25 protein-coding genes are annotated in these 23,108 nt (G+C 46.3%); 6 read left to right on the top strand and 19 right to left on the bottom strand.

Translation table 11 applies throughout. The features are described from left to right. Position 1 precedes the first annotated feature (1 nt). The 10 genes from QMA01_RS03955 to QMA01_RS03910 form a co-directional block, all read right to left on the bottom strand. Positions 2–610, bottom strand: a complete 609-nt coding sequence (locus QMA01_RS03955) for a hypothetical protein (RefSeq protein WP_290185906.1) — start codon at positions 608–610, stop codon at positions 2–4. Next, complete coding sequence (locus tag QMA01_RS03950) at positions 607–1,245, bottom strand: phosphate starvation-inducible protein PhoH (RefSeq protein WP_290214322.1); 639 nt, start codon at positions 1,243–1,245, stop codon at positions 607–609. The genes QMA01_RS03955 and QMA01_RS03950 overlap by 4 nt, the downstream gene beginning before the upstream one ends. Further along, entirely contained in the window at positions 1,242–2,039 is a 798-nt protein-coding gene (locus tag QMA01_RS03945) for an ABC transporter ATP-binding protein (protein ID WP_290214321.1), read from the bottom strand. The genes QMA01_RS03950 and QMA01_RS03945 overlap by 4 nt, the downstream gene beginning before the upstream one ends. Next, positions 2,036–3,727, bottom strand: a complete 1,692-nt coding sequence (locus QMA01_RS03940) for a dipeptide/oligopeptide/nickel ABC transporter permease/ATP-binding protein (protein WP_290214320.1) — start codon at positions 3,725–3,727, stop codon at positions 2,036–2,038. Before QMA01_RS03940 ends, QMA01_RS03945 begins: the two co-directional genes overlap by 4 nt. Then, positions 3,727–4,731, bottom strand: coding sequence for an ABC transporter permease (locus QMA01_RS03935; RefSeq protein WP_290185914.1), 1,005 nt, complete (start codon positions 4,729–4,731; stop codon positions 3,727–3,729). The genes QMA01_RS03940 and QMA01_RS03935 overlap by 1 nt, the downstream gene beginning before the upstream one ends. A gap of 13 nt (positions 4,732–4,744) precedes the next feature. Then, entirely contained in the window at positions 4,745–6,379 is a 1,635-nt protein-coding gene (locus tag QMA01_RS03930) for an ABC transporter substrate-binding protein (RefSeq protein ID WP_290214319.1), read from the bottom strand. Positions 6,380–6,664: 285 nt separating this feature from the next. Next, positions 6,665–7,546, bottom strand: a complete 882-nt coding sequence (locus tag QMA01_RS03925) for a LysR family transcriptional regulator (protein WP_290185918.1) — start codon at positions 7,544–7,546, stop codon at positions 6,665–6,667. Positions 7,547–7,696: 150 nt separating this feature from the next. Next, a complete protein-coding gene (locus tag QMA01_RS03920) occupies positions 7,697–8,116 on the bottom strand; it encodes a sporulation protein (RefSeq protein ID WP_290214318.1) in 420 nt (139 codons plus the stop codon). 64 nt (positions 8,117–8,180) lie between these two features. Beyond that, the gene (locus QMA01_RS03915; RefSeq protein ID WP_191714375.1) at positions 8,181–9,368 is read right to left on the bottom strand and encodes an AI-2E family transporter; all 1,188 of its coding nucleotides are present in this window, start codon (positions 9,366–9,368) and stop codon (positions 8,181–8,183) included. Positions 9,369–9,426: 58 nt separating this feature from the next. Further along, complete coding sequence (locus QMA01_RS03910) at positions 9,427–10,395, bottom strand: LCP family protein (protein WP_191714374.1); 969 nt, start codon at positions 10,393–10,395, stop codon at positions 9,427–9,429. A 375-nt stretch (positions 10,396–10,770) separates the two neighbouring features. Here QMA01_RS03910 and msrA point away from each other — a divergent pair, with 375 nt between their 5' ends. Both msrA and QMA01_RS03900 read left to right on the top strand, forming a co-directional pair. Then, a complete protein-coding gene (gene msrA / locus QMA01_RS03905; protein WP_290214317.1) occupies positions 10,771–11,301 on the top strand; it encodes a peptide-methionine (S)-S-oxide reductase MsrA in 531 nt (176 codons plus the stop codon). 83 nt (positions 11,302–11,384) lie between these two features. Then, positions 11,385–11,696 carry a hypothetical protein gene (locus QMA01_RS03900; RefSeq protein ID WP_290185923.1) on the top strand — a complete coding sequence of 104 codons (312 nt, stop codon included), beginning with the start codon at positions 11,385–11,387 and terminating at the stop codon, positions 11,694–11,696. On the opposite strand, the gene QMA01_RS03895 is transcribed toward QMA01_RS03900, so the two are convergent. Further along, positions 11,686–12,870, bottom strand: coding sequence for an MFS transporter (locus tag QMA01_RS03895; protein WP_191714371.1), 1,185 nt, complete (start codon positions 12,868–12,870; stop codon positions 11,686–11,688). The two genes, QMA01_RS03900 and QMA01_RS03895, sit on opposite strands and share 11 nt — an antisense overlap. Positions 12,871–13,229: 359 nt before the next feature. Between QMA01_RS03895 and QMA01_RS03890 the strand changes: the two genes are divergently transcribed. After that, positions 13,230–13,463 (top strand): hypothetical protein, encoded by a 234-nt coding sequence (locus QMA01_RS03890; protein ID WP_191714370.1) that lies wholly within the window; start codon positions 13,230–13,232, stop codon positions 13,461–13,463. A gap of 107 nt (positions 13,464–13,570) precedes the next feature. Further along, entirely contained in the window at positions 13,571–15,178 is a 1,608-nt protein-coding gene (locus QMA01_RS03885) for an ABC-F family ATP-binding cassette domain-containing protein (RefSeq protein WP_191714369.1), read from the top strand. A gap of 114 nt (positions 15,179–15,292) precedes the next feature. On the opposite strand, the gene QMA01_RS03880 is transcribed toward QMA01_RS03885, so the two are convergent. From QMA01_RS03880 to QMA01_RS03865, 4 genes are all read right to left on the bottom strand, one after another. Then, positions 15,293–15,769, bottom strand: coding sequence for a YkvA family protein (locus QMA01_RS03880; protein ID WP_191714368.1), 477 nt, complete (start codon positions 15,767–15,769; stop codon positions 15,293–15,295). Positions 15,770–15,824: 55 nt separating this feature from the next. Further along, entirely contained in the window at positions 15,825–16,031 is a 207-nt protein-coding gene (locus QMA01_RS03875; protein WP_191714367.1) for a cold-shock protein, read from the bottom strand. A 221-nt stretch (positions 16,032–16,252) separates the two neighbouring features. Next, entirely contained in the window at positions 16,253–16,453 is a 201-nt protein-coding gene (locus tag QMA01_RS03870) for a cold-shock protein (protein WP_008428384.1), read from the bottom strand. Between the two features lie 184 nt (positions 16,454–16,637). Then, positions 16,638–16,934: a DUF1033 family protein gene (locus QMA01_RS03865; protein WP_191714366.1), complete on the bottom strand. Its 297-nt coding sequence runs from the start codon at positions 16,932–16,934 to the stop codon at positions 16,638–16,640. A 202-nt stretch (positions 16,935–17,136) separates the two neighbouring features. Here QMA01_RS03865 and QMA01_RS03860 point away from each other — a divergent pair, with 202 nt between their 5' ends. Both QMA01_RS03860 and QMA01_RS03855 read left to right on the top strand, forming a co-directional pair. After that, positions 17,137–17,850 carry a 5-bromo-4-chloroindolyl phosphate hydrolysis family protein gene (locus tag QMA01_RS03860; RefSeq protein WP_191714365.1) on the top strand — a complete coding sequence of 238 codons (714 nt, stop codon included), beginning with the start codon at positions 17,137–17,139 and terminating at the stop codon, positions 17,848–17,850. Further along, positions 17,822–19,000 (top strand): toxic anion resistance protein, encoded by a 1,179-nt coding sequence (locus tag QMA01_RS03855; protein WP_191714364.1) that lies wholly within the window; start codon positions 17,822–17,824, stop codon positions 18,998–19,000. The genes QMA01_RS03860 and QMA01_RS03855 overlap by 29 nt, the downstream gene beginning before the upstream one ends. Before the next feature lie 211 nt (positions 19,001–19,211). Here QMA01_RS03855 and QMA01_RS03850 read toward each other — a convergent pair whose 3' ends face one another. The 4 genes from QMA01_RS03850 to QMA01_RS03835 all read right to left on the bottom strand — a co-directional run bounded on the left by QMA01_RS03850 (position 19,212) and on the right by QMA01_RS03835 (position 23,028). Further along, positions 19,212–21,065, bottom strand: a complete 1,854-nt coding sequence (locus QMA01_RS03850) for a vWA domain-containing protein (RefSeq protein WP_290185932.1) — start codon at positions 21,063–21,065, stop codon at positions 19,212–19,214. 9 nt (positions 21,066–21,074) lie between these two features. Further along, positions 21,075–21,932, bottom strand: coding sequence for an AAA family ATPase (locus tag QMA01_RS03845; protein WP_290185933.1), 858 nt, complete (start codon positions 21,930–21,932; stop codon positions 21,075–21,077). Between the two features lie 170 nt (positions 21,933–22,102). Continuing rightward, positions 22,103–22,300 (bottom strand): DUF6501 family protein, encoded by a 198-nt coding sequence (locus QMA01_RS03840; protein WP_203339575.1) that lies wholly within the window; start codon positions 22,298–22,300, stop codon positions 22,103–22,105. Positions 22,301–22,437: 137 nt separating this feature from the next. After that, positions 22,438–23,028, bottom strand: a complete 591-nt coding sequence (locus QMA01_RS03835; RefSeq protein WP_290185937.1) for a DedA family protein — start codon at positions 23,026–23,028, stop codon at positions 22,438–22,440. Positions 23,029–23,108: the final 80 nt, after the last annotated feature.

Here is a 23,108-nt window from a genome sequence, read left to right as displayed (position 1 = left end):
GTCAGATCTTCCCTTCAGCAAGCCACGGCAGGAATCCCCGTAAGAACCGTTCTGTCGCCGGCATAAAATAAGAACCGTAATGATAATCAGGATCCAGAGTCGTGTTGACCCAGGTGCCGCCGGAATTGACTTTATCGATATACAGGACAGAACCGCCATCTTCTGTCGCCACCAAGGTCTCACATCCTGCAGTTGGCCAGTAGACACCGTGCTGGTGCCAGGTGGCATCGTCAAGACTTAGGTAGCGCTGGAACAAATCATGTTTTTCTCCCGGCAACGTAAGTCCGCTTTTCGCATTTTTTTCAAGCCACCACCAAAAGTTGGTCGGGCGGAATTCCCAATTATGTGCCGGCAGCCAGTCAAATCCCTGAGGACCGAATGTCACGACGATGCGGCCGGAATCCGCGAAATCCTTAATTTTTTCGACATTGGCCTCCAGCAGTTTCATATGGGTCTGCGACGGAATCAATAATACATCCAGCGTCTCCAGATTTGCTTCCGCAAATTCCTGCACCGGCAGAAGCTGATGGATGTGTTTGGCGAATTCACCTGTTTTATAAGTGCGGCTATGCTGGGAACTGCCGCCATAAAGAACGCCGATTTTTCTCATGCTTTCACCATTCCTTCCTGAAGCGCTGCACATTCCTCAAGCACCCAGCTCCGGAGCTGTGCACTGATGCGGTCTGTGGTCTTTTTCTCATCCGTCTGCATATAGCCGAATAAGTCAAACCCGACATGCGCCAAAATGGTTCCTGCGGTACTGTTGCGGTCGATATACGTGATCGGTTCGCCTTCATTCAACATCAGCAGCACTTCCGCATCTTTAGGCAGCGGGTGATGGCCACGTGCGAAAAATCCAGCGACGCCTTTTTTCAAGGTCATATCGTCTTCTTCAACCCCTCTAAAAATCGGATGGTCGATCACTTTGCGGACACGGTAATCAGAAAAGCGCTTGATGTCTTTGGCGATGAACGGTTTGCCTCCTGGCAGCCAATTGGTCACCAGATTGCCGCAGAACACGACGACTTTCCCTCTATCCAGGAATTCCCGGATGGCGTGGCGCTCTTTGTAGAGGAAGTCCTGATCTGAAAAGCCGGTGATAACCAGGCATTTATACGGAGTCAAGTCGACCTTCCCCAACGAGTAAATGTCGATGAAGTTAAAATCCTTCTGGTCCGCCACGCCTTGCGAACGGTTCCGGGCAAAAATAGTGCCAGCGTCTAAAATAATGAAATCTGCAGTCATTGGGATTCTCCTTTTGTGTTTTCCAGGCTTCTCAAAGCCTCGATTAACTTGATGGTAAATGGATGTTCCGGGTATTCGATTACGGTTTCTGTAAAGCCCTGGTCGACGATGTGGCCTTCGTAAAGCACCAGCAGCCGGTGGCAGAAGCCTTTGGTCAAGGCAATGTCATGGGTGATGAATAAATAGGCGATGCCGAATTGTTCGTTGAGCTTTTTCAACAATCCGATCAGTTCTAGCCGAAGTGAAGTGTCGAGCATAGACGTCGGTTCGTCGCAGATAATGAGTTTCGGTCTGCAGACAAGCGCACGCGCAACGCCTACTCGCTGGCGTTCCCCGCCTGATAATTCATGGGGAAAACGCGCTCCATATTTTTTCGGATCCAGCGACACCAATGACAAAGCTTCATTGACGAGCTGCCGCCGTTTGGCGGAATCTTTTTCATATTTTTGGATGATCAGCGGCTCTTCGACGAGATCTTGGATGCACATGCGGCCGGACAGCGAGTCATAGGGATCTTGAAAGATCATTTGGATGTCTTTGGCGAATGCCCGCCGCCTTTTGCCCGTCAGTTCCGTCAAGTCACTGCCATCAAACCAGATGGTGCCGCCGTTTTGCTGTTCGAGGCTTGCCAGAATGCGGCCGACTGTGCTTTTTCCGGCACCGGACGCGCCGATCAAGCCGACGATTTCACCCCGCTGCAAACTGAAGGAAACGTCTTTTAAGATGGCTGTTTCTTCATGCTTGGCATGGCCGTAGACTTTTCGCAGACTGTCCACATTCAATAACAGGCTCATTTGCTCAACACCTCTTTCCGTTTTGTTTGCGTCAATAAAGGCATAGCGTCAATCAGACGGCGCGTATATGGATGCGTCGATGATTCCGCCAATTCTGCCGATGGGCCGCCGTCGACGATATAGCCATATTTCATGATGGCCAGCCGGTCGGTGATTTTCAGTACGGCCGGCAGATCATGCGAGATGAAGATCATCGATAAGTTTAATTCCTGTTGCAGCCTTTGCAGCAATTCCAGAATTTCCACTTGCACCATGACATCCAGCCCGGTCGTCGGTTCATCGGCAATGACAAACTCGGGCCGGTTGATCAGCGCCATGGCAATGATGACGCGCTGGCGCATGCCGCCCGACAATTCATGAGGGAATGCATGGCGCCATTTCAAATCGAGGCCCACTTGCAGCAGCGATTCATCTATGCGCTGGTTCAGCTCAGCCGCCGGCATTTTATGATGGGCCAGGATGGCTTCCGCCAATTGCTTTTCGACGGAAATGACCGGATTCAACGCGTTCATGGCTGCTTGTGCGATATAGCCGATTTTATTGCCGCGGATTGACCGGATTTCTTCGTCATTGAATTTTTGAAGGTCTTTTCCTTCAAAATAGATCCCTTCCACCGACAAACGGGCAGGTTCTTTCAATTGCTGGATAATGGCGGAGGCAACGGTCGTTTTGCCGCTGCCCGATTCTCCGACGATTCCCAGTACTTCGCCTTTATGTACCCGGAGCGACACACCGGAAACAACTGGCGTGAAAACTCCTTTTTTCGGATATTCGACTGTCATATTGTTGATGCTCAACACGATATCTTCGTCCAACAGCTCTTGTTTCAAAAGGATGGACTGTTTCGGCCGTTTCGGGGACGGCACATACGCACTCAGGCGCGGATTGACTTTTTCCTCCAGGTAATAGCCGATAAAGGAAAAGGCCAGAACCACCAGCACGATGCAGACGCCCGGCGGAATGATCCACCAAAGCCATGCCTCTGTCAAAAAGGCGCTGCGGTTATTGGCGTAATACAGAATACTGCCCCAACTCTTCATCAAGGGATCGCTCATGCCCAGAAAGCTGAGAGACGATTCCAGCAGGATGGCCGCATTGACCGCTGCTACAAATTGTGGGATGAATAACGGAAATACGCCGGGCAGGATGTGTTTTCGGAACAGATAAAAATGTCCTGCACCCATCGATTTGGCTGCCAGCACCGGCCCTGCTTTTTTGATGGATAAGGTTTGGGCACGAATCTGCCGTGCTTTGCCTGCCCACATGACCAAAGTGATGACAAAAATTTGAGTGAATGCTCCCGGGCCGATATAGACCGCGATGACGATCATCAGCGGCAGAAACGGCAAAGTCAATACGACGTCGATGAGACGCAGCATAAGCGTTTCAAACCAGCCGCCGAAATAACCGGACAACACACCAATGATGCCGCCGATAAAAGTGGCGATCACCGCTGTGGCAATTCCGATAAACAAGGAAGTCCGGGCGCCTACTGCGAGCTCTGCCAGAATGTCCTGGCCCATGTCGTTGGTTCCAAGCCAATGTTCGGCGTTTGGTCCCTGAAACGAAGCACCGGTTTGCTGATAGGCATCGTGTGGGATCAGCATCGGCCCAAGCAAGGCAAATAACAGCATGGCTCCAGCCATTGCAGCACCGGTCCAGCCGATGATTTTTGTCGATTTGCGCATCAAGATTCCCCCTTCACACGGCGCGTTGATTTAGCGCGCGGATCGATCATTGGATAAGTCAGATCCGCCAAAATATTCGCGCCAATCACGCCGATGGTGATCATCAGGAACACGGCCTGCATCATCGGGAAGTCGCGTGCCACGACACTTTCGTACAGCAGACGGCCGATTCCAGGATAGGAAAACACCGTCTCCACCACCACCGAACCGCCGATCAACGTGCCGAGGTTCATCATGAAGTGGGTATAGACCGGAAGTAAGGCGTTGCGCAACCCATGGTTGAATATCAGGCGGGGTTTCGTGACGCCTTTGGCTTCCGCCATCACCACATAATCCTGTCCCAGCGATTCCAGCATCGACGAACGTGTCAGCAGGTAATTCGAGCCGACCGTGGCAATGCTGAGTGTGGCAATCGGCAGCACCAAGTGCAAAGCGACGTCCTTCAACCAGCCGATCGTGGTTCCATCCTGGACGATTGATACCGCTCCGTAAGTCGGAAACCAGCCGAACTGCACCGCGAAAATGGCAATGAACAGCATGCCGACCCAAAACCCAGGCACAGCCTGGAAAGTCAGCATGACCGTCAGCAAAGACACGTCTCTTGATTTCCCGCGGTTCCAAGCCGAATAGGCGCCGACTGCAACGCCGATGACTGCACTCAACAGCATGGCTGGACCGATCAAAACGAGTGTCCACGGCAGCCGTTCCAGAATCACGTCTATCGCCGGCAAGCCGTATTTGATGGAAACGCCGAAATCAAAACTGACGATTCCTTTCAGGTAAATAAAATATTGCTCAAACAGCGAACCGCCGAGGCCCATTGAATCCAGGGCCATCTGCTTTTGTGCTGCTGTCAATTCCTTTAACGTTCCTTCATCGAAAAAGTACAATAACGGGTCCCCCGGCGCTAAACGCGGCAACAAAAAATTGATGGTAATCGCCACGAACAGCACCAGGCCGTATTGCAGCAGTTTTTTTCCGAAAGCTGTATATTTTGGATTCATGCTGCTCTTCTCCTCAGTCGATCAGTTCAGGTTGTGTTGCCGATACCGCCTGCTGTGTTTCTTCCGGCAGGAACGAATATTTATTGATGATGCCATACCCCAGCGATTCCACGTATTGATCGAAGACAGCTGAATTATAAGCAAAGATTTCCTGCGGGTAATACAAAGCGATGGCAGTCGGTTGGCTGTTATACAGCTCTTGTATTTCAAACGAGATCTCTTTGCGTGCTTCAATTGTTGAAGCCGCCATCCAATCAGATGTCAATTTATCCATTTCAGGATATTCAAGCTCTTTGGACCAGAGATAGCCGGATTTATGGGACATGATGAACTGGTCAGGATCGGCAACTCCGTGCGGCCCGATCAGGCTGACATAGGATTCGAAATTGTCTTCTGCAATATCCGCAGCAAAAGTAGTAGCATCCACCGCTTTCACTTCAAAGTGGAGACCCACTTGCTTCATCTGTTCCACCAGCAGCTCGGCAGCTCGGACATAAATCGGTTCTCCTGCAGACACTTTGATGGCAAAAGACATCTCTTTGCCTTCTGGTGTCTCACGGTAGCTGTCGCCGTCTACATCTTTATAGCCCAGTTTATCGAAAGCCTTAGAAGCTTTGGTCAAATCAAATGGCGTTGACAATTCCGGATTTGTCCAAGGAGAAGCCGGATGCGGATAGCCCTTGTCTCCCGCTTTGCCTTGCCCGAGCAAGATCGTATCGACAATCGACTGGCCATCGACAGCAAGCGACAGCGCATTGCGGAATTCGCCTTCATTGAATGGCGCCATCTCGTAATTGACGCCGAACTGAACGATGGACAAAGCGGAGGTTTCTGCCAACTTCAAGCTCTTTTCAGCAGCGAAGGAAGAAACCAGTTCAGCCGGAACAGTCCGTGAAGATGCATCGATTTCACCGGAACGCAGCGCGTTGAACATAGCGGTTGAATCTTTGATGACCGGCATGGTCAATGAACCGACGGTCGGCGTGCCCATGAAATATTCATCGTTTGCTTCGAATTGATAAGATTGATCAGATTGGTAATCGGTCAGCTCATAAGGGCCGGTCCCTACTGCCAGATCCGTAAATTTGCGCGGATTCTTCACTTCACTCCAAATATGTTCAGGCAAGATCGGCAAATCGGCAAAAGTGATCGATGCCAGTGACGGGCAGGCATAGGCACATTCGAATCGGACGCTGTCTCCGCTATCTTCTATTTCAATCGCGTCGATTTTCGGCACTTCACTGACGTGGTGCGTATGGCGGTTTGCCGGGCCATCGCGGAAATACTCGTAAGTGAATTTAACGTCTTCAGCCGTAAAATCCTCCCCATCATGCCATTTGATGCCGGAACGGAGTTTCACGGTCCACGTTTTGTCATCCAGCTGCTCGGCACTTTCTGCAAGCCACGGAATTGGTTCATCCACATAAGGCGATGGCGAAAATAATTTGTCATAGACCAGATCCGTCATCCAGTCCAGATTGCCTGTGTAGATATTAAGCGGTCCGACATCGGTATGGAGTCCAATTGTCAGGTTGTCCACTCGATCGGCCGAAGCCGCCGCCTCTTCTCCTGTTACTGCTTTTTCTTCGCCGCAGGCTCCCAACATCAGCATTGTTCCTGCCAGCAAACACAAACCTCTCTTTTTCATCTCTAAATTCCCCTGCTTTCTTTATACTCTCTCGGTTACTTTCTCACTTAACTTATCATCAGTGAGAATGATTATCAATATCAACAAAGCACCCGATACTTGCCTTTTTGCAGCAGGCACAAGCGTTTAGCGGCTCTTTATCAATTTTGCTTATGGCATTATAACGATTGCTTATAAAGGGTGCCGGTAATCTAAAAAAGTGCACCTTTTAACGGCCGAATACTGGGTAAAGAGATTAAAACATAGCGGCTGCCTTAAAATAAATAAAAAAGCCTTCCCCCTTATTCAGGAGGAAAGCTGTTCGGTTATGTGGCGGCAGTAAGCCTCTTCGGCTTCAGTTAGCAATTGAGTCGGGTCGATGACCAGACCATTTTCCCGCTTAATCCGCATTCCTTTAACACTGCGGCATACCAGCGTTGAATCTTTTGGAGACACTACTTTTTTCGGCATAAAAGAGACCGCGGCATTCTGTTCCAGTGCCTTCTTGATGATTTTGAAATCAGTCATCTGCATATAAAATACCGGAACTTCTTTCCCGCTCAATGCCTGTTTCACCAATTCCTGCAGATAAACGCTTTGCGTCAATAAAACCGGCATGTCTTTCAAGTCTTTTGCATAAATTACTTTTCGTTGTGCCAATGGATGTGCAGCCGACAATACCAGGTAAAGTTCTTCTTCAAAAAGCGGCTGGATCGTATAGGATTGCTGAATCTGCAGGTCAGAACGGTATATAGGCATGACCGCAAACTTAGCTTTCTTCTCGAACAGCTTTTCCCTTAACTCCTTATAGCAGAAGCCGTTGATTTCACATGGACATTTCCGGCAACACGAATGCTCTGCATCAAACAGTTCACAAAAGTAATTTTCAGCTATATACTGGCTCATGTACAAAGAGACCGGCTCCTGAATCACAGCGGCTGAAGACATTCTGTCGTCCATCTCTTCAAACAGACCGATAAGCTGATCTGCATATTTCTTCAAAATGGTCCCCCGCTCTGTCAGGACAACTTGATGGTTTTTGCGGATCACCAGCTTGTCCTGATAATAATTCTCCAAAAATTTGATATGCTGTGTGACTGCAGGCTGTGAACAAAATAACATTTTAGCAGCTTCCGTATAGGATCCGCATCGGGCGAGTACAGAAAAGGTCTTTAGTTTGCTTAACATGACTCCTCCTTATAATTGAAAATGATTCTCATTATCATCTTTTAATTAGTTTATCGGATAATTTTACTTAACGCAATGAAATCCCTAAAAGAGAAATAATAAGGTTGAACATTTTGCGACATATTTCATCAAAAAAAAAAGAGCTGAAAATCAGCTCTCGTATGTTCCATATGTGATTTCGTCTTCATCTTGTGCATTGACGCCATTTTTTACATGGACGACAGTACGCAAAATCAATTTTGCTTTTGGATGATCCACTATCCAGCGTTCATCAGGCATGATTTCAAATTGCTGCATGACCGTTTCTTTTGATTTGACCGATCCCGCAAACTCCATCGATTGTTTTCCGATGACCGTTTCGTAAAAATCGAAATCGCTGTCGTCCCGTGTATCTTCGACTAGTTTGATGACGTTCAACTCAATGAAATCGATTGTTTGATCGCCGTCTCCACCGTCCAGATACACTGTGCCGTTCAATGTTTCGCCTTCTTCGAGATGCGGCATTTCGACTACCGTTTCGACTTTTAAAGACCCGATGCCGATTGATGATAAAAAATCTTTGAACTTCATAACGTAGAAACCCCCAACTTTTGTTAATCCTTATATACCACTATTATGCTGTTTTAAAACAATCTTATAGTTCTGTATAATCGTATTGATTTTCCAAATTGGTTTCATGTTTGTTGTAACGGCGTTTAAAGAGCCTATAAAAATGGGAAATCAAGACCCGAAGCAACGCATACATCGGAATCCCTAAAATGACGCCGACAACACCGAATAGCGACCCCGCTGTCAAAAGCACAAAGATGATCGTCACCGGATGGATAAATAATGTTTTTCCCATAACTTGTGGAGAAATCAAATTTCCTTCCACCAACTGCACAACCGTCCAGACAATTGCCAGCTTAACCAGCATGAAAGGGGATGTAACAAGTGCAATAATGGCGGCAGGAGTGATGGCAATAGCAGGTCCTATATAGGGCACAATGCTGGTCACCATGGCTAAAACTCCCAGCAGCAAGGCATAATCCATGCCAATGATCAGGAATCCGATATAAACCATGACACCAATGCAAAACGCTACAATCAGCTGCCCTTGTATGTAAGCCCCCAATTGCTTATCCGCTTCCGTGAATACTTCACGCGTATCGTCGCGGAATCTGGGCGGCAAGAGTTTGAGGAAATACTCCGGCAATTTCTCGCCGTCCTTCAACAGATAAAACAGGATAAACGGAACGATGACCACCGATAAAATAACGCCAGTAATCGTTGAAATTAAACCAGTCACCCCTGTAATGATGCTGGTCACGGTATTTTGCAGGGTATCTGCAATATTGCCAGGCAACGTTGCAAGCAAGGTGTCGATTGTAAAGTTGGATTCACTGTAATAATCACCGATATACGAGGTTCTTAAAAAGGCATCCACATCCGTCAGTAATTGCATAAAATACGTCGGAAACTCTTCAATGAGTGTTTGGAATTGTGATTTTAAAAATGGAAATACCAAGACGATCAATAATGTGATCAGTCCGACCACGCCAAGAAAGATGATGAGAATCCCCCAAATGCGCGGAATTTTAAAATTCTCCAACATGCGCAACACCGGCCGCAGCAAGTAGAAGAGGATCAATGCCAACACAATCGGTAGGACTACGGTTTTCATGAATACGCTAAGCGGGTGGAAAATAAACGAAACCTCTTTGAAAGTGAAAACCACCAAGCCAAGCAGCAATAGCGTAATCAGCGTGAATATGGTATTTCTTCCGCCTAAAAAGCGAATATAATTTGTAGCAAAAAACGACGGCTTGTCCTCTGGCTGCATAAGCTTCCCCTTTTCTTAATAGACTATCTACTTTCATATTATCATATCATCTGATAATTTAGTCTAAGGGTTGTGACAAATATTCACTTAAAGCCTGTTTGTTCTGTTCTACGTCAATATCGAGAACCGATCCTGCATGGGAGTAATTTCCGTAACTATAGCTGTTTTCAACAGGCAAAGTCAGACGGCCCACTTCCCCGCTTCCGCCGGTTGCCAACTGTGTCGCCAATTTCACTTGATCGGTCAGAGGCATATCCGTTTGGACATAGCCTTGCAAAGCTCCTGCCATTTTCGGGTATTTCGGAATCGCAGAAATGCTGATCAATTCGTCTTTCATGCCCGCAATCACTTGTTGTTGGCGCCGCACGCGGCCAAAGTCGCCTTCATCGTCTGCGCGGAAACGCGCATACCCTAAAAGCTCTTTGCCGTTCAGGTTCTGGACACCTGGCTCCAATGAGACCCCAATCCGTTTCGACATCGCTTTTTCCACATCGATTTCTACGCCGTTTGGAGCTGCCACATCAACCAGACTTTCAAAGCTTTCAAAATCAATTACTGCGTAATGATGAATTTCCACACCGAACATGTTTCTCAGCGTATCCGCCAGCAGATCCACACCGCCTTCACCGTGTTTTTCTCCTAAATAATAGGCCGTATTTAATTTATAGGATTGGTAACCGGGAATATCCGCATATATGTCGCGCATGAATGACGTCAGCTTGATTTCCCCATTTACTTTATCATGTGTAGCGAGCATCATTGTATCTGTGCGTGAAAATTCTTCTCCACGGGAATCGACACCCAATACCAGGATATTCTCGTAATCACCGTTTGCTTCATCTCCATCAAATGCTACTGGTTCTTGCTCGGTATTGTCTTCTGCTAAACTTACTCCACTTTTAAATTGTATGAATGCATAAGCACCAACTGCAATAAGAGCGACCATTAGCAGGAAGATGATGCCGCGCAGCCGTACTCTTCTTTTTCTGCGTCTTTTTCTTCTGACAGGTTGTAATTCTTCTTCCATAACAGATCTACTCCTTTCTAAACTTTTACGTCAATATGACGCGCGGGTATGCATTAAGTTTCAAGATTTTCTTTAAATAAATGAAAAGAATCAGGAATATAGGCTTTTTCTCATACGAAACCATTGGATTCATAAAAAAACTAATGCCCATTGTCGTTTGAAAGCCCACCTTTTGATTTCCAATGGTAAATTCATTGTAAATAAAACATTTTAATTGTCGTGAATCAAGCGGAGTGGTAAGATTTTTCTTACCTACTAAAAGATGATGTAGAAATTAGCTTTTCTTCCTATATAAACAGCAAGATGCCGAAAAGCCCAAAATCTCATCCGCAAAGTATAAAACAGGTTATCACTAATTCGAGAGGAGACATAATTATGACAGAAAAAGCGACATTCGCAGGCGGCTGCTTTTGGTGCATGGTCAAACCGTTCGATCAGTTTGACGGCATTGAACAGGTAGTTTCCGGCTATATCGGCGGGCATATCGAAAACCCTACATACGAACAGGTGAAATCGGGTACTACCGGACATATGGAAGCCGTGGAAATCACGTTCCAACCGGATATCTTCCCGTATGAACAATTGCTGGATATTTTTTGGCAGCAGATCGATCCGACTGACAACGAGGGCCAATTCCAGGATCGCGGCTCCTCCTACCGGGCTGCTATTTTTGTCCACAACGATCAGCAGCGGGCGCTGGCTGAAAAAACAAAGCAGGACCTTGATGCCAGTGGGCGTTTCGATAAACCTGTGGTGACAGAAATCTTGGATGCCGTCACTTTCTACAGAGCGGAAGAGTACCATCAGGATTTTTATAAGAAAAATGCCGAGCATTACAACAAAGACCGTGAAGAATCCGGACGGGATGCATTTCTGTCCAATGCCTGGGAAAAAGTTGACGCTTGAAGCGTCAACTTTTTTTCCCCTCATTTATTGACGGATTATTCCGTCAAATCGCCCATTTACATTCGAATTAGGGAGGAACTCGATTGAAGCTTATAGAATCCATCGACCCGATTGTGATGCAATTAGTGATTTTACCGACAATAGTTATAGGAATCGGCATTCTGCTCGCTATCTTGACCAAAAGAATTTATGTCGGTCCAATTACTACGATGTTATTGACCTTAAGTTATAATTTTTGGTATTTCTCTTCATTTTTTCCGAATTCAAAACTGTCATTCACTATGGTTTCTTCCTGGTGCATCATTTTCCCGTTGATCTCGCTGTATCTTTCCTGGCTTTTTATCCTGCAGCCGAAAGCGATCAAAGAGTTCTTCCTCCCGGATATCAAGAAATAGCCTCTTTCTTATTAGTGAGCAGGAAAGCAAAAATGAACATCAGCACAATAAAACTAAGCAGCATCAACAACGTAATCGTGTGATTGCCTGTCTGGTCATAAACGATGCCAATCGTCAACGGCATGAAAGCCGAAATGATATAGCCGCCTGATTGCGTCATAGCCGTCCAGCGATTGGCTTCATCAGCAGAAACGGTCTCATCAAGAGGCATCAATAAGGCAATCGGGAATAGCCCCCCCAGCGCAACACCGATAAAAGCAGCTGCGATCCAAATCGTGGCGAGACTTCCGAACATCAGCAGCAGTATCCCGATTGTGCCGGAAGCCAATATAATTACCGTCCACATGAAACGATTAGGAAATCGATTGAAAAATTGCGGAATGCTGATGCTTCCTGCAATCTGGACGGCAGTCATTAATGTCAGTACACCACCGGCTGCCAGGACCGACATTCCTTTTTCAATGGCAATCGGCGCTAGCCAGGTCAGCATAGAAAAGAATAATGCCGATTGGCAGCCGAAAAAGATCAGCATATACCAAGCCCGTTTATTTTTCCATGGCGATAAAGCGACAGCGCTGTCCCCTGCTATACTCTCCACTTTCACTTCAATCGGCTGTTTCACTTGCAGCCAAACGATGATAGCAGCTATCGACAAAAGGCTCCAACTTGCAATTGCCAGCGGCCAATCAGCAATCGTGTAAAAGACACCGGTCAAACCCGCGGACAAAGTCGCCCCGAGTCCCATTCCGAACGAATAGACTCCAATCAATGCAGCAGTACGCAATGGAAAATCACGTTTAATCATGGCAGACAGCAAAGGTCCAATAATAGCAATCGCCAAACCAATGATAAAAGCGGTGCCAAGCAGAACCGGATAAGTTGGCCAAAAGCCTCTGACTAGCGTAAACAGTCCGATTGCCATTAATAATAATGCGATTGAACGCTTTAAGCCGAACTTCCGGCCAAACCATACAGCCAGTGGCGCAAATAACCCCATGCAAAAAACCGGAATCGCCGTCAGCAAACTGACTTCGCTATTGCTTAGATTTAAATCTGCACGTATAGGCTCGAGCATCGGGCCGATGGACGAAATGGCTGGCCGCAGGTTCAAGGCAACGAACAATATGGCCACTATCATCAATCCCAATGTTGATTTCTTTTGCTTTTCAACCACGTTTTTTCCTCCTGTTAACTAACTCAAATATGTATAGCTTGTTCCATGGAGCAGGCCGCTGCCTTCCACTCCTTCTTCCCCCAGCGGGCTCGCGCCCAATCCTCTCGCCTGCTACGTAAAAACCGGTGCTCCTGCATCGCAGCGCTAGCTTTGTCTAAGGAGTCTCCGCTGTTTGGCTCTGTATCTCTAGCGTTTTTTCTTAGCGCGAGGCGGTGTCTCAAATATTATTCCTTTAGCTCAACTACCTATACTAAACGGGCATATTACTGTTTAAATGGTTTTCAAATTAATGCCTTACGCCAAACTTGTGTTCTCACCCTTGCATCATTTAAAATGGAGGTGTGAAAGGCGGGTAGTCAATGAAGCTCGTAAACTGGAGTTACGCAAAACGCTATAACATAAAAGCGATTTTCGATGAGTTTCCGCATGTCGTTGTCCTGTTCCGCCAAATCGGCGGCTACTACTTTATCTATTCGATGAAAGGCCTAACCCCCGAACATATTCCCGGGCGGCGCGAATATGTTCGGATGGAGTATTTGCTTAACAAGGAACTTGGCTTGTTGGAAGCTTATTTGGAACGCAAAACGAGGTAAAATAAGCTTATATTTTTAGTTTATCCGAGACCACGGGCGATTGCTATCGATTTCCGTGGATTTCGTGGTATACTCTTCTTATTGTGAAATTTAGGAGGTACGTATAAATGATAGCTGTAAATGATGTGAGTCTTCGCTTTGGTGACCGCAAACTATTCGAAGATGTAAATATTCAATTCAACCCCGGCAATTGCTACGGATTGATTGGTGCCAATGGTGCCGGCAAATCGACGTTCATCAAAATTCTGTCAGGTGATCTTGAAGCGCAATCCGGAAATGTCTATATGGGATCAGGCGAACGCCTTGCTGTTCTAAAGCAAAACCATTTCGAATACGAAGAGTACGCGGTTCTGGAAACCGTCATTATGGGACATAAGAAATTATATGAAGTCATGTCCGAGAAAAATGCCATCTACATGAAAGAGGATTTCTCTGATGAAGATGGGATGCGTGCAGCCGAGCTCGAAGGCGAATTCGCTGAATTGAACGGTTGGGAAGCTGAATCTGAAGCGGCTATTTTGTTGCAGGGCCTTGGCATTTCTGAAGACCTCCATGACAAGAAAATGTCCGAACTTTCCGGTTCCGATAAAGTGAAAGTGCTTTTGGCACAAGCTTTATTCGGCAAACCCGATGTTCTCTTGCTGGATGAGCCTACCAACCATCTGGACTTGAAAGCCATCCAATGGCTGGAAGAATTCCTGATCAACTTTGACAACACCGTCATCGTTGTCTCGCATGACCGTCACTTTCTCAACAAGGTATGTACGCATATTGCCGATCTTGACTTCGGAAAAATTCAATTGTATGTAGGAAACTACGACTTCTGGTACGAATCAAGCCAATTGGCAACACGTTTGGCATCGGACCAAAACTCGAAGAAAGAGGAGAAGATCAAAGAGCTTCAGGCCTTTATCGCCCGCTTCTCCGCAAACGCTTCGAAATCGAAGCAAGCGACGTCACGGAAAAAAATGCTGGATAAAATCGAGCTGGATGATATCCGCCCTTCTTCACGTAAGTATCCGTTCGTCAACTTCACCATCGGCCGGGAAATCGGCAACGATGTGTTGACTGTCAAAGATGTCAGCCAAACTGTTGACGGCAATAAATTATTGAACAATATCAGCTTTAACTTAAACAAAGACGACAAAATCGTCTTGATCGGTGATCCGCTTGCAAAATCAGCGCTTCTGCGTATTCTCGCAGAAGAAGACCAACCGGAATCCGGTTCGGCTCGCTGGGGAGTTACGACTTCACGCGCTTACTTGCCGATCGACAACACTTCCTATTTTGAAGGAAGCGAAACGTCATTGGTCGACTGGCTTCGCCAGTACTCACCAGAAGACGAAAGCGAAACCTTCCTTCGCGGCTTCCTCGGCAGAATGCTGTTCTCCGGCGAAGAAGTGAAAAAGAAACCTTCTGTTTTATCCGGTGGCGAAAAAGTACGCTGCATGCTTTCAAAAATGATGCTGTCGCACGCTAACGTCCTGTTATTGGATGAACCGACCAACCACTTGGATCTTGAATCGATCCAGGCTTTGAACAATGGCATGATCGCCTTCAAAGGCGCTATGGTCTTCACTTCCCATGACCATCAGTTTATCCAGACAGTTGCAAACCGCGTGATTGAAATCCGTGAAGACGGAACGATCCTCGACAAGCAATTGACTTATGATGAATTTTTGGAATGGAAAGATACACAAGGCATCACCAACTAATCCAACTACCCGCAACAGCCCGCTCGGTTAAACGAGCAGGGCTGTTGCTTTTTTAATACAGAAAAACAGGCAAAGCCGCGGATGTCTTCACATCCTTGGCTTTGCCTGTTGGTTTTATTTGGTGAAACGTTTCACTAAACGGCCTGCAGGCAATTTGGAAACGTATTTATTTCCTGAGTTGGAGACTTTTTTGACAAGCGCCAATAAATCTTCATCTCCTGCCCAATGCTCGGTGATGACTTCTGTCGGGAATTTATTTAAAAGCGTATTGATGACAAATACGGCCACGACAACATCGTCGAGAAATCCGCCTGGCCCTACAAGAATTTCCGGCATAAAATCAATCGGTGCGATAAAATACATAATACCGGCACCAACTGCCGCTTTGCTCTTCGCATCAATCCGTCCGTCCAGCATCATCTTCGTCAGCAAGTGAAAAAGGTCTGGAGCGAAAAGAACATATCCGCTGACTGTTCCAACCACTCCGGGTTTATTGTCTACCCATTTCTGGACTTTCGCCCGGAGCTTCTGGTAGAAATCCTGTTGTTTTTCTTCGCTTGGCATCGGTTTTTTTAAGTATTCATTCGTCATTTGAATGTCCCCCCTCCATCTTACTTCTGTGCAACTATCACTTTTGGCTTGACCATCAGAATACCAATGTTACATTTGTCGCTACACGCTCTTTATCGGCTACGCCTTGATAGACGGTGAATTTCACCGGTTGTCCAGGATTCAGTTTCCGGAGGCCATCTACATTGATATTGATCTCTTCGAAAAAGAAATCTTCGCCGTTGTCTCCAGTAATCATGCCTACACCTTTGGTTTCATCAAACGATTTTACTTTGCCTTCCATACTTAAAACCTCCCATATTCTCGTTATCCAGTCTTTTATTTATACCCTGACAAGTCTGAATAAAAACCTTCACGGCAAGAACCGGGAACAAATGGACTTCCTTCACTTCTTTAAAGAAGGGAGTAGAATGAAATAAAGAACCCGGAGCAGGAAAAGCATACAGGATTTTCGCTGAATTGATGCAAAAAAAGAACCACTCTGGAGAGAGTGGTTCTTGGACATTAGACTTTAGTTACGTTAGTAGCTTGTGGTCCGCGGTTTCCTTCTTCAACTTCGAATTCAACGCGTTGTCCTTCGTCAAGTGTTTTAAAGCCTTCGCCTTGGATAGCTGAGAAGTGTACGAATACATCGTCTCCGCCTTCAACTTCGATAAACCCGAAGCCTTTTTCTGAGTTAAACCATTTTACTGTTCCTTCTTGCATGTAAATTACCTCCTGTGGTAAAAAAATTTTCAATATGGAATCTTTTCAAATAAAAAAATTCACATATTCCCAAAAGTACCATCACTTGCTGATCACTTTTGGGAATGCGTGAATAGCGGTAATTGGTCAAGATTTCATGTTGTTACTATCAGTATAGCAAATTGACTACAAAAGTCAAATAAATCTAAAAACTTATCTTTGGAACCCCATCCACTAGCCATATAAGACTATGAAAAATCTGCAGATCCTCTTCGCACTTTTCGCAATATTCCATTTCTTCCTCATTCCAGTAAGCATCAAAAGCTAAATCCCGTTTTTCATGATTGGCAAATTGCAGACTGAAAGCCTGCTTCTGTTCTTCCAAATAACGCTGTGCTTCCTCGTCAGAAGAGAATTGTTGAAGAGAGACGATTTTTTCTTTCCAGTCATCAAACATCCACCAAGGTTCATAATCTGCTCGAGTGTAGACAATTTCATGCATAGTTCCAGCCCCATTTCTTCCTAATTAGCATTTTGCCAAATATTTTACAGCTTGTAAAGCGTTTTGCATGATATTTTCAAGAGATTCGAAAGTTTGTATTGACATGCAGTTTCACGTAAAATATAAGGTAGAGCAAGCACCGAAACGAAACTTTTCGGTGTCCAGGACGTATAGTTAAGTAGCAATAAAGGAGGTCCATTGCATGAAGCCCTTAAAGCCGATTGAAAATTTCATCAAAAGGCAATCCGTCAGCCTGCCTCTCATGACTGTGATGTTTCCGGTCCTTTATTTGGGTGCAGAGATCGGATTGATCGCATCTGGAGCCGTGGCAGCTGGAACCTATCTTGCCAGCAACACGACCATCAAGCAAGTTCAACTCTCATCAGACTCCAAAAATCTCGGGATGACCCGCAGTGAATTTAAAAATGTCAGAAACCAGATAAAAGAAGGCAAAGATAAAATCAAACAGCTTCAAAGCAATTATTATAAAGTCCGTTCCATTTCATCTTTCAAGCAATTGATGGATATGACAAAGATTGCGAATAAAATCATTACAGTGGTCCAACAAAACCCCAGAAAATTCTACTTGGCTGAGCCGTTCTTCTATTCCCATCTGGATTCAGCGATTGAATTGACGGAGAAATACACTTTATTGGTTGGGCAGCCTGTCAAAGACCGCGACATGCGCGTCGCTTTGCAGGACACCCGGGAAATGCTGTTGTCGCTCAATAAAGTGATGGAACAAGATCTGAAGCAAGTTCTATCCAGCGATGTCGAAAGACTCCGTATGGAATTGGATTACGCCCAATTGGCTGTCGATAAGCACAATAACAAGCAACAGAAATTACTCGTTCAGCCAGAGCCTGAACACGAGGGAGACGTGGAAGATGACAGAGAAACCATCAACTCGAAGTGAATTGGATGATTTATTGGAATCGCCTTTTGGCATGCAATTGGAAAAGCAGGAGCAGTCGGTAGCTGAACAGGCAGAAGGGCGCCCTGTCGCTTTAATGGATCGCTTAACGAAAGAAGAGCAAGCGAAAGCACGGGAGCTCGCCAAGCAAATTCCCGTCGGCAATAACGAAGCGATTCTCACATACGGTGCCAATGCCCAAAATCAGCTGAGCCAGTTTTCGCATAAAATGCTCGATCATGTGCAGCGCAAAGATATCGGCCCTGTCGGTGACGTGCTCCACGATCTAATGAAGAAACTGGAAGAACTGAATCCTGAAGAATTGACGCAAGGGAAAAAATCAGGCATCCGCAAGCTTTTTTCGAAAGCCAAGTATTCAGTTCAGGAAATGATGACCAAATACCAGAAGCTCAGCACACAAGTCGACCGCATCAGCATCCAGCTCGACCATTCCAAACGCGGACTGCTTGATGATGTCCAGATGCTTGAGCAACTCTATGACCAGAACAAAACGTATTTCCAGGCATTGAATGTCTATATCGCTGCTGCTGAATTGAAGCGCGATGAAATCATGAGCGAAACGATCCCTGCCCTCCGCAAAAAAGCAGAGAGTTCTCAGGATCAAATGGTTTATCAGGAAGTCAACGACATGATGCAATATGTCGACCGTCTGGAAAAACGGCTGTATGACCTGCAGCTGTCGCGCCAAATCACCATCCAAAGCGCACCGCAGATCCGAATGATTCAACAGACCAACCAAACCTTGGCGGAAAAGATCCAGTCATCCATCATGACGTCGATTCCATTATGGAAAAACCAAATCGCCATTGCGTTGACCTTGAATAAACAGATGAAAGCTGTCGAAGCGCAAAAACAAGTTACGTCTACCACCAATGACCTGCTTTTGAAAAACTCTGAGATGCTGAAGATGAATTCGATTGAAACTGCCCGTGAAAATGAGCGTGGCATCGTTGAAATCGATACGTTGAAGAAAACGCAGGAAAACCTGCTCGAAACCATCGAAGAAACATTGAAGATCCAAGCGGAAGGCCGCAGAAACCGCAAAGCCGCCGAGCTCGAAATCGGCCGCATGGAAGAAGACTTGAAACAGCGCCTTCTGGCGATCCACGATGGCAATGAAAACAACCAATAACAGCAAATCCCCGGAAGCTCCATCGCTTCCGGGGATTTTTTTCTGTGTTTTATTTGTATGGAAAGTATTTCAACAGATTCAGCAAGTATTTGAGTGCCAACGGAAAGTATTCCGGCTATTTTGGAAAGTATTTTATGCTTGTCGGAAAGTAAATCCTTATATTGGAAGTCAATCTTCGAAAAGGCCCGTATTAGCCGGAAACAATGAAAAATCATCCCGCCTGGATCACCAGATGCAAACTCCTTTTCAGCAGGCGCAGCGTCTGTTCGACAAATTGTTCGAGAGAATCGGCACTGACGGATTTATTGCCATACATCATCCGGTAAAACGCCGCTTGTTCTTCTGTAATGGAATCGCCGCTCAAAAACAGATGCAGCACTTCAATGCCTTGCTTTTTCGCCTCCGAAACAGCGTTTGCCGTATCCACTACGCCGTTTTCAGCGTAATTGTAGGCAGATGGCTCCCCATCGGAAAAGACCAGTAAAAAGCGGTGTTTTTCGGTCCGCCGTTTCAGCCGGCTGTTCATCCAGCGTATGGCAAAACCGTCCCGATTGTCTTCATGCGCATCCAATGAGGCAATTTCCTGTGCATGGTCTCTGCCCCGGTCTTCGAATTTATGCATCCACTGAAAATAATTCGGCTGTTCGGCATCACTTGCCTCGTACGCATCTTCATAGAACAGGACGATTTCATGAGGCACATCCAAGCCTCTTAACACATCGTGGAAAAGCAGGACAGCCTGCTTGGTCTCATCCAGCTTGTCGATCATGGAAGCCGAGCCATCAATCAACAGACAGAAGACCGCATCCAGTTCTTTGGAAGGCGCTGTTTTCCGGTAGAAAGGTTTAGGCCGTTCTTCAATCACCAACGGCATCAGTTTTTTCGACAGCCTGCCTGCGTTCAAATTGCTGCGGACTCCTTCCTGCCTTTGCGTCATGCGCTTTTTCAATTCTTTCAGCAAAGCCCGCACATACGGTGCTTGTTTGTTTCGCCAGGCTTCGATCTCCAGGCGATGGTCTCTTTCTGCCAGCAACCTGGACTCGTGGTATACGACCTGATCATTGGCAGATCCGAATCGACCTTCCGCTTTTTTCGGCTTGCTTGCCATCTGCCGATCTTCTGCATCACTGTCTTCCAAATGTTCTCCGCTTGAATCTCCTTTGGCGGTCTGTTGGACGTCTGCTGTGCCTTCTTCTTCCCTGCCGCCTTCTGCCAATTGGGAATCTCCACGTTCGAGCTCAAACTCCATTGCTGGCGCTTCGCTCTTTTCAGTCTCCCTGTGCCAGGCTTGGAACCATTCCTCAATGGTCTCAATTTCTTCAGGTTCTTCTGACTCTTCGGCATCAATGCCTTCGTGATAATGAAACGGCGGAGCTTTATCTGCTGCCTCGCCAAATGTGTAGTACGTATGCAAAGCATCCGACTCCAGCAGAAATTCAACCCGGTCCATAATCCGATTCACTACTTTTACGGAGTCCATCGTCGTTCTTGCATCAAATAACTCGGTCCAGATGAATGATAAAGCATTGAAACGCTCTCCAGCATTCACTTCGACACCGCGCAAACTCAAATAAGCCGCATTGATCAACAAATCGCTTGTAAAGCCTTTTTTCAGATTCTGCTGGAATTGATCTTCGTGATAATCGGTGTAAACAGCTTCCCTCGTATCGAAAGCTGCAGCCGTTCCGGGACGTGCCGCTTTTATCTTCTCGGACAGCCGAAACTCTTCTGCACACAATAATAATTGTTCCCTTAAACTCGGCAAAGCGGTATCCACTTGTTTGAAACGGCGCCATGCACCGAAGCTGAAATCGCGCCAATAGCCTGCTGCCATCAAATAGATATCCGACAAGTAACCGTTGCGCTCGATCCGTTTTGTGCGGTGCCGCCAAAACACACTGATGGACATGGCGGATTCAGATGGCCGCAGTTCCACCAATTTGCGTGTCGTCAACTTCAAATAAGGGGCATCCGCCAACGCACCGGCAAGCAACTCCATTTGATGAAGCATTTTCGTATCGATGGTTTCGTTATTGAATTGGATAAAGCGATTGACTGATGCCATCTTTTCCACCTACTTTTTCCAAGTATGAGCCAAGTCCATGAACAAATCGCGTTCACTTTCATCTTCCAACTTTTCGGCAATCGCGTATCGCACGGCGCGCAGCGGATCCATGTATTGGGCCAGTGCCGTAGCATCCAGCAAACTGCGGATCGAAGCGGCTTCTTCCGACAACAAACCATTCTTCACTTGCTTCATCAAGTCTTCCGCCAGATTCAGCATAAACGACTTCAGAGTTGCGTCTGCATCCGGAAATTCACGGTTCCAAAGCTCTGCAAGCTGCTGGCCGGTCAAATAAGGAATCGGATACGCAATAAAGCGGTTCTTCAACGCTTCATTCATCGGTGCCGTGCCGATATAGCCTTCATTGATCGCTGAAATGACGCCGAAATCCGGATGGGCTTCAATCACTTCTCCGGTAAACGGATTGGTCATCATGCGGCGATGATCCAGCGCGCTGTGCAGAATCGGCAGCGTTTCGGCTTTGGCCATATTGATTTCATCAATATATAGGAAATGGCCTTTTTTCATGGCAGTTACGACAGGCCCTTCTACAAACTCGATAACGCTTTGGCCATCCCGCTGCACCAAAGTCTTAAAGCCCAATAGCGCTTCAGCATCGAGGTCAACCGAGCAGTTGATGCTTTGCATCGGCTGTCCGAAAAGAGCCGATATGCTTTCAGCCAGCTTGGTCTTGCCTGCTCCGGTCGGCCCTTTCAGCAATACAGGCTTGCGCAATACCACTGCTGACAGAATATCCTGCCAGAGATGGTTATCGGGAGCAATATAACCCGGCTTTCCGATTAATTTAGTGTAATCTTCATGTCTCCGTTCTTTACGCTTCGTGATATCCTGTTCAATCAATGACATTCTTATTCCTTCTTTCCACAGAAAAAGCCGATGTGAATCCATCGGCTTTTTGACATTCTTTATGGCTGGCAGCAGCCAATTGTACCGGCAAAAGTCGCCGCTATTCGGTTGTCCCGCATTAACGGGCAGCAATGGAAAAAATTCTCTCTATTGCTGAAGATTTCTTTTGATCACTCGAAATACGTTTTGTAGAATCCGCCAATTTTGCCCGTGTTATCCACGACAAAAATGAATTCTTCGGTTTCGTTTTTCACTTCGTATTCTTTGCCTACAGTCAGCACATTGGAAACCAAAAACTTAGCTGCGTCGGTATGTTTGCATGTGACCGTTTTGATTGTTTCTTTTTCCAGCCATTCGTTGTGAATCATCGTCCTCATCCTTTTCTATCTGTCTATCCTTCAGTATAAGGAAAACCCCGGTTAATTTCAAACCGGCTCCTGAAAATCTATTGTTCCTGCACCACCGATATACCTAAAAGATAAAACACCTTAATTTTCGAGACGTTTCACTTTTTCGTAAACTTTGCGCTATACAAATAGCGCAGCAGGGCCGCTACTACAATAAGGACCGACACCAAGACCAAAAAACCCTGCAGGTGTTCAAGAATGGTCTGATAAGCATAAGGGAACATCCTGCCAATATTAAAGTAGATGAACATCCAGACAAAGCCGGCTGTATAAGCAAACATCAAATAGCGCATAAATGGAAAGCGGTTGGCTCCGACGACATATGGCATAGCCCAACGGATTCCCGGCAGGAAAAAACTGAAAGCGATCGCCCATTCCCCATGCTTTTCAAGAAAAGCACTAAAGCGGCTGATTGGGCCATGCAGGCGCGTCTTGTTCAATCGGTTCAACAGCCGGTGCCCCAAACTGCGGCCGATAAAGTAGGCAAACGTATTACTGGTGACCAAACCCAAATAAGCGGAAAGAAAAGCATAGACCGGCTTAAAATAACTGATTTCCGTCAACACGCCTGAAAATGCCGCAGCCACTTCATTGGGAATCGGCAGTCCGAACAGCAACAGCCAATTAAAGACGAACATGCTGAAATAACCGTATTCCTTCACTAATTCAATAAAAAATGAGATATCCATGGATTTCTACCGCCTTTAGGCTGTTCTTATCCTTATGATGACAAAAAAAAGATAGTCCTGCAATGCAGGACTATCAGAGT

This window comes from Planococcus notacanthi (genome assembly GCF_030407825.1).
In the GTDB taxonomy this organism is placed as follows: domain Bacteria; phylum Bacillota; class Bacilli; order Bacillales_A; family Planococcaceae; genus Planococcus; species Planococcus notacanthi.
The sequence above is the reverse complement of the archived record's forward strand: the minus strand, read 5'-3'. Positions and strand labels throughout refer to the sequence as shown.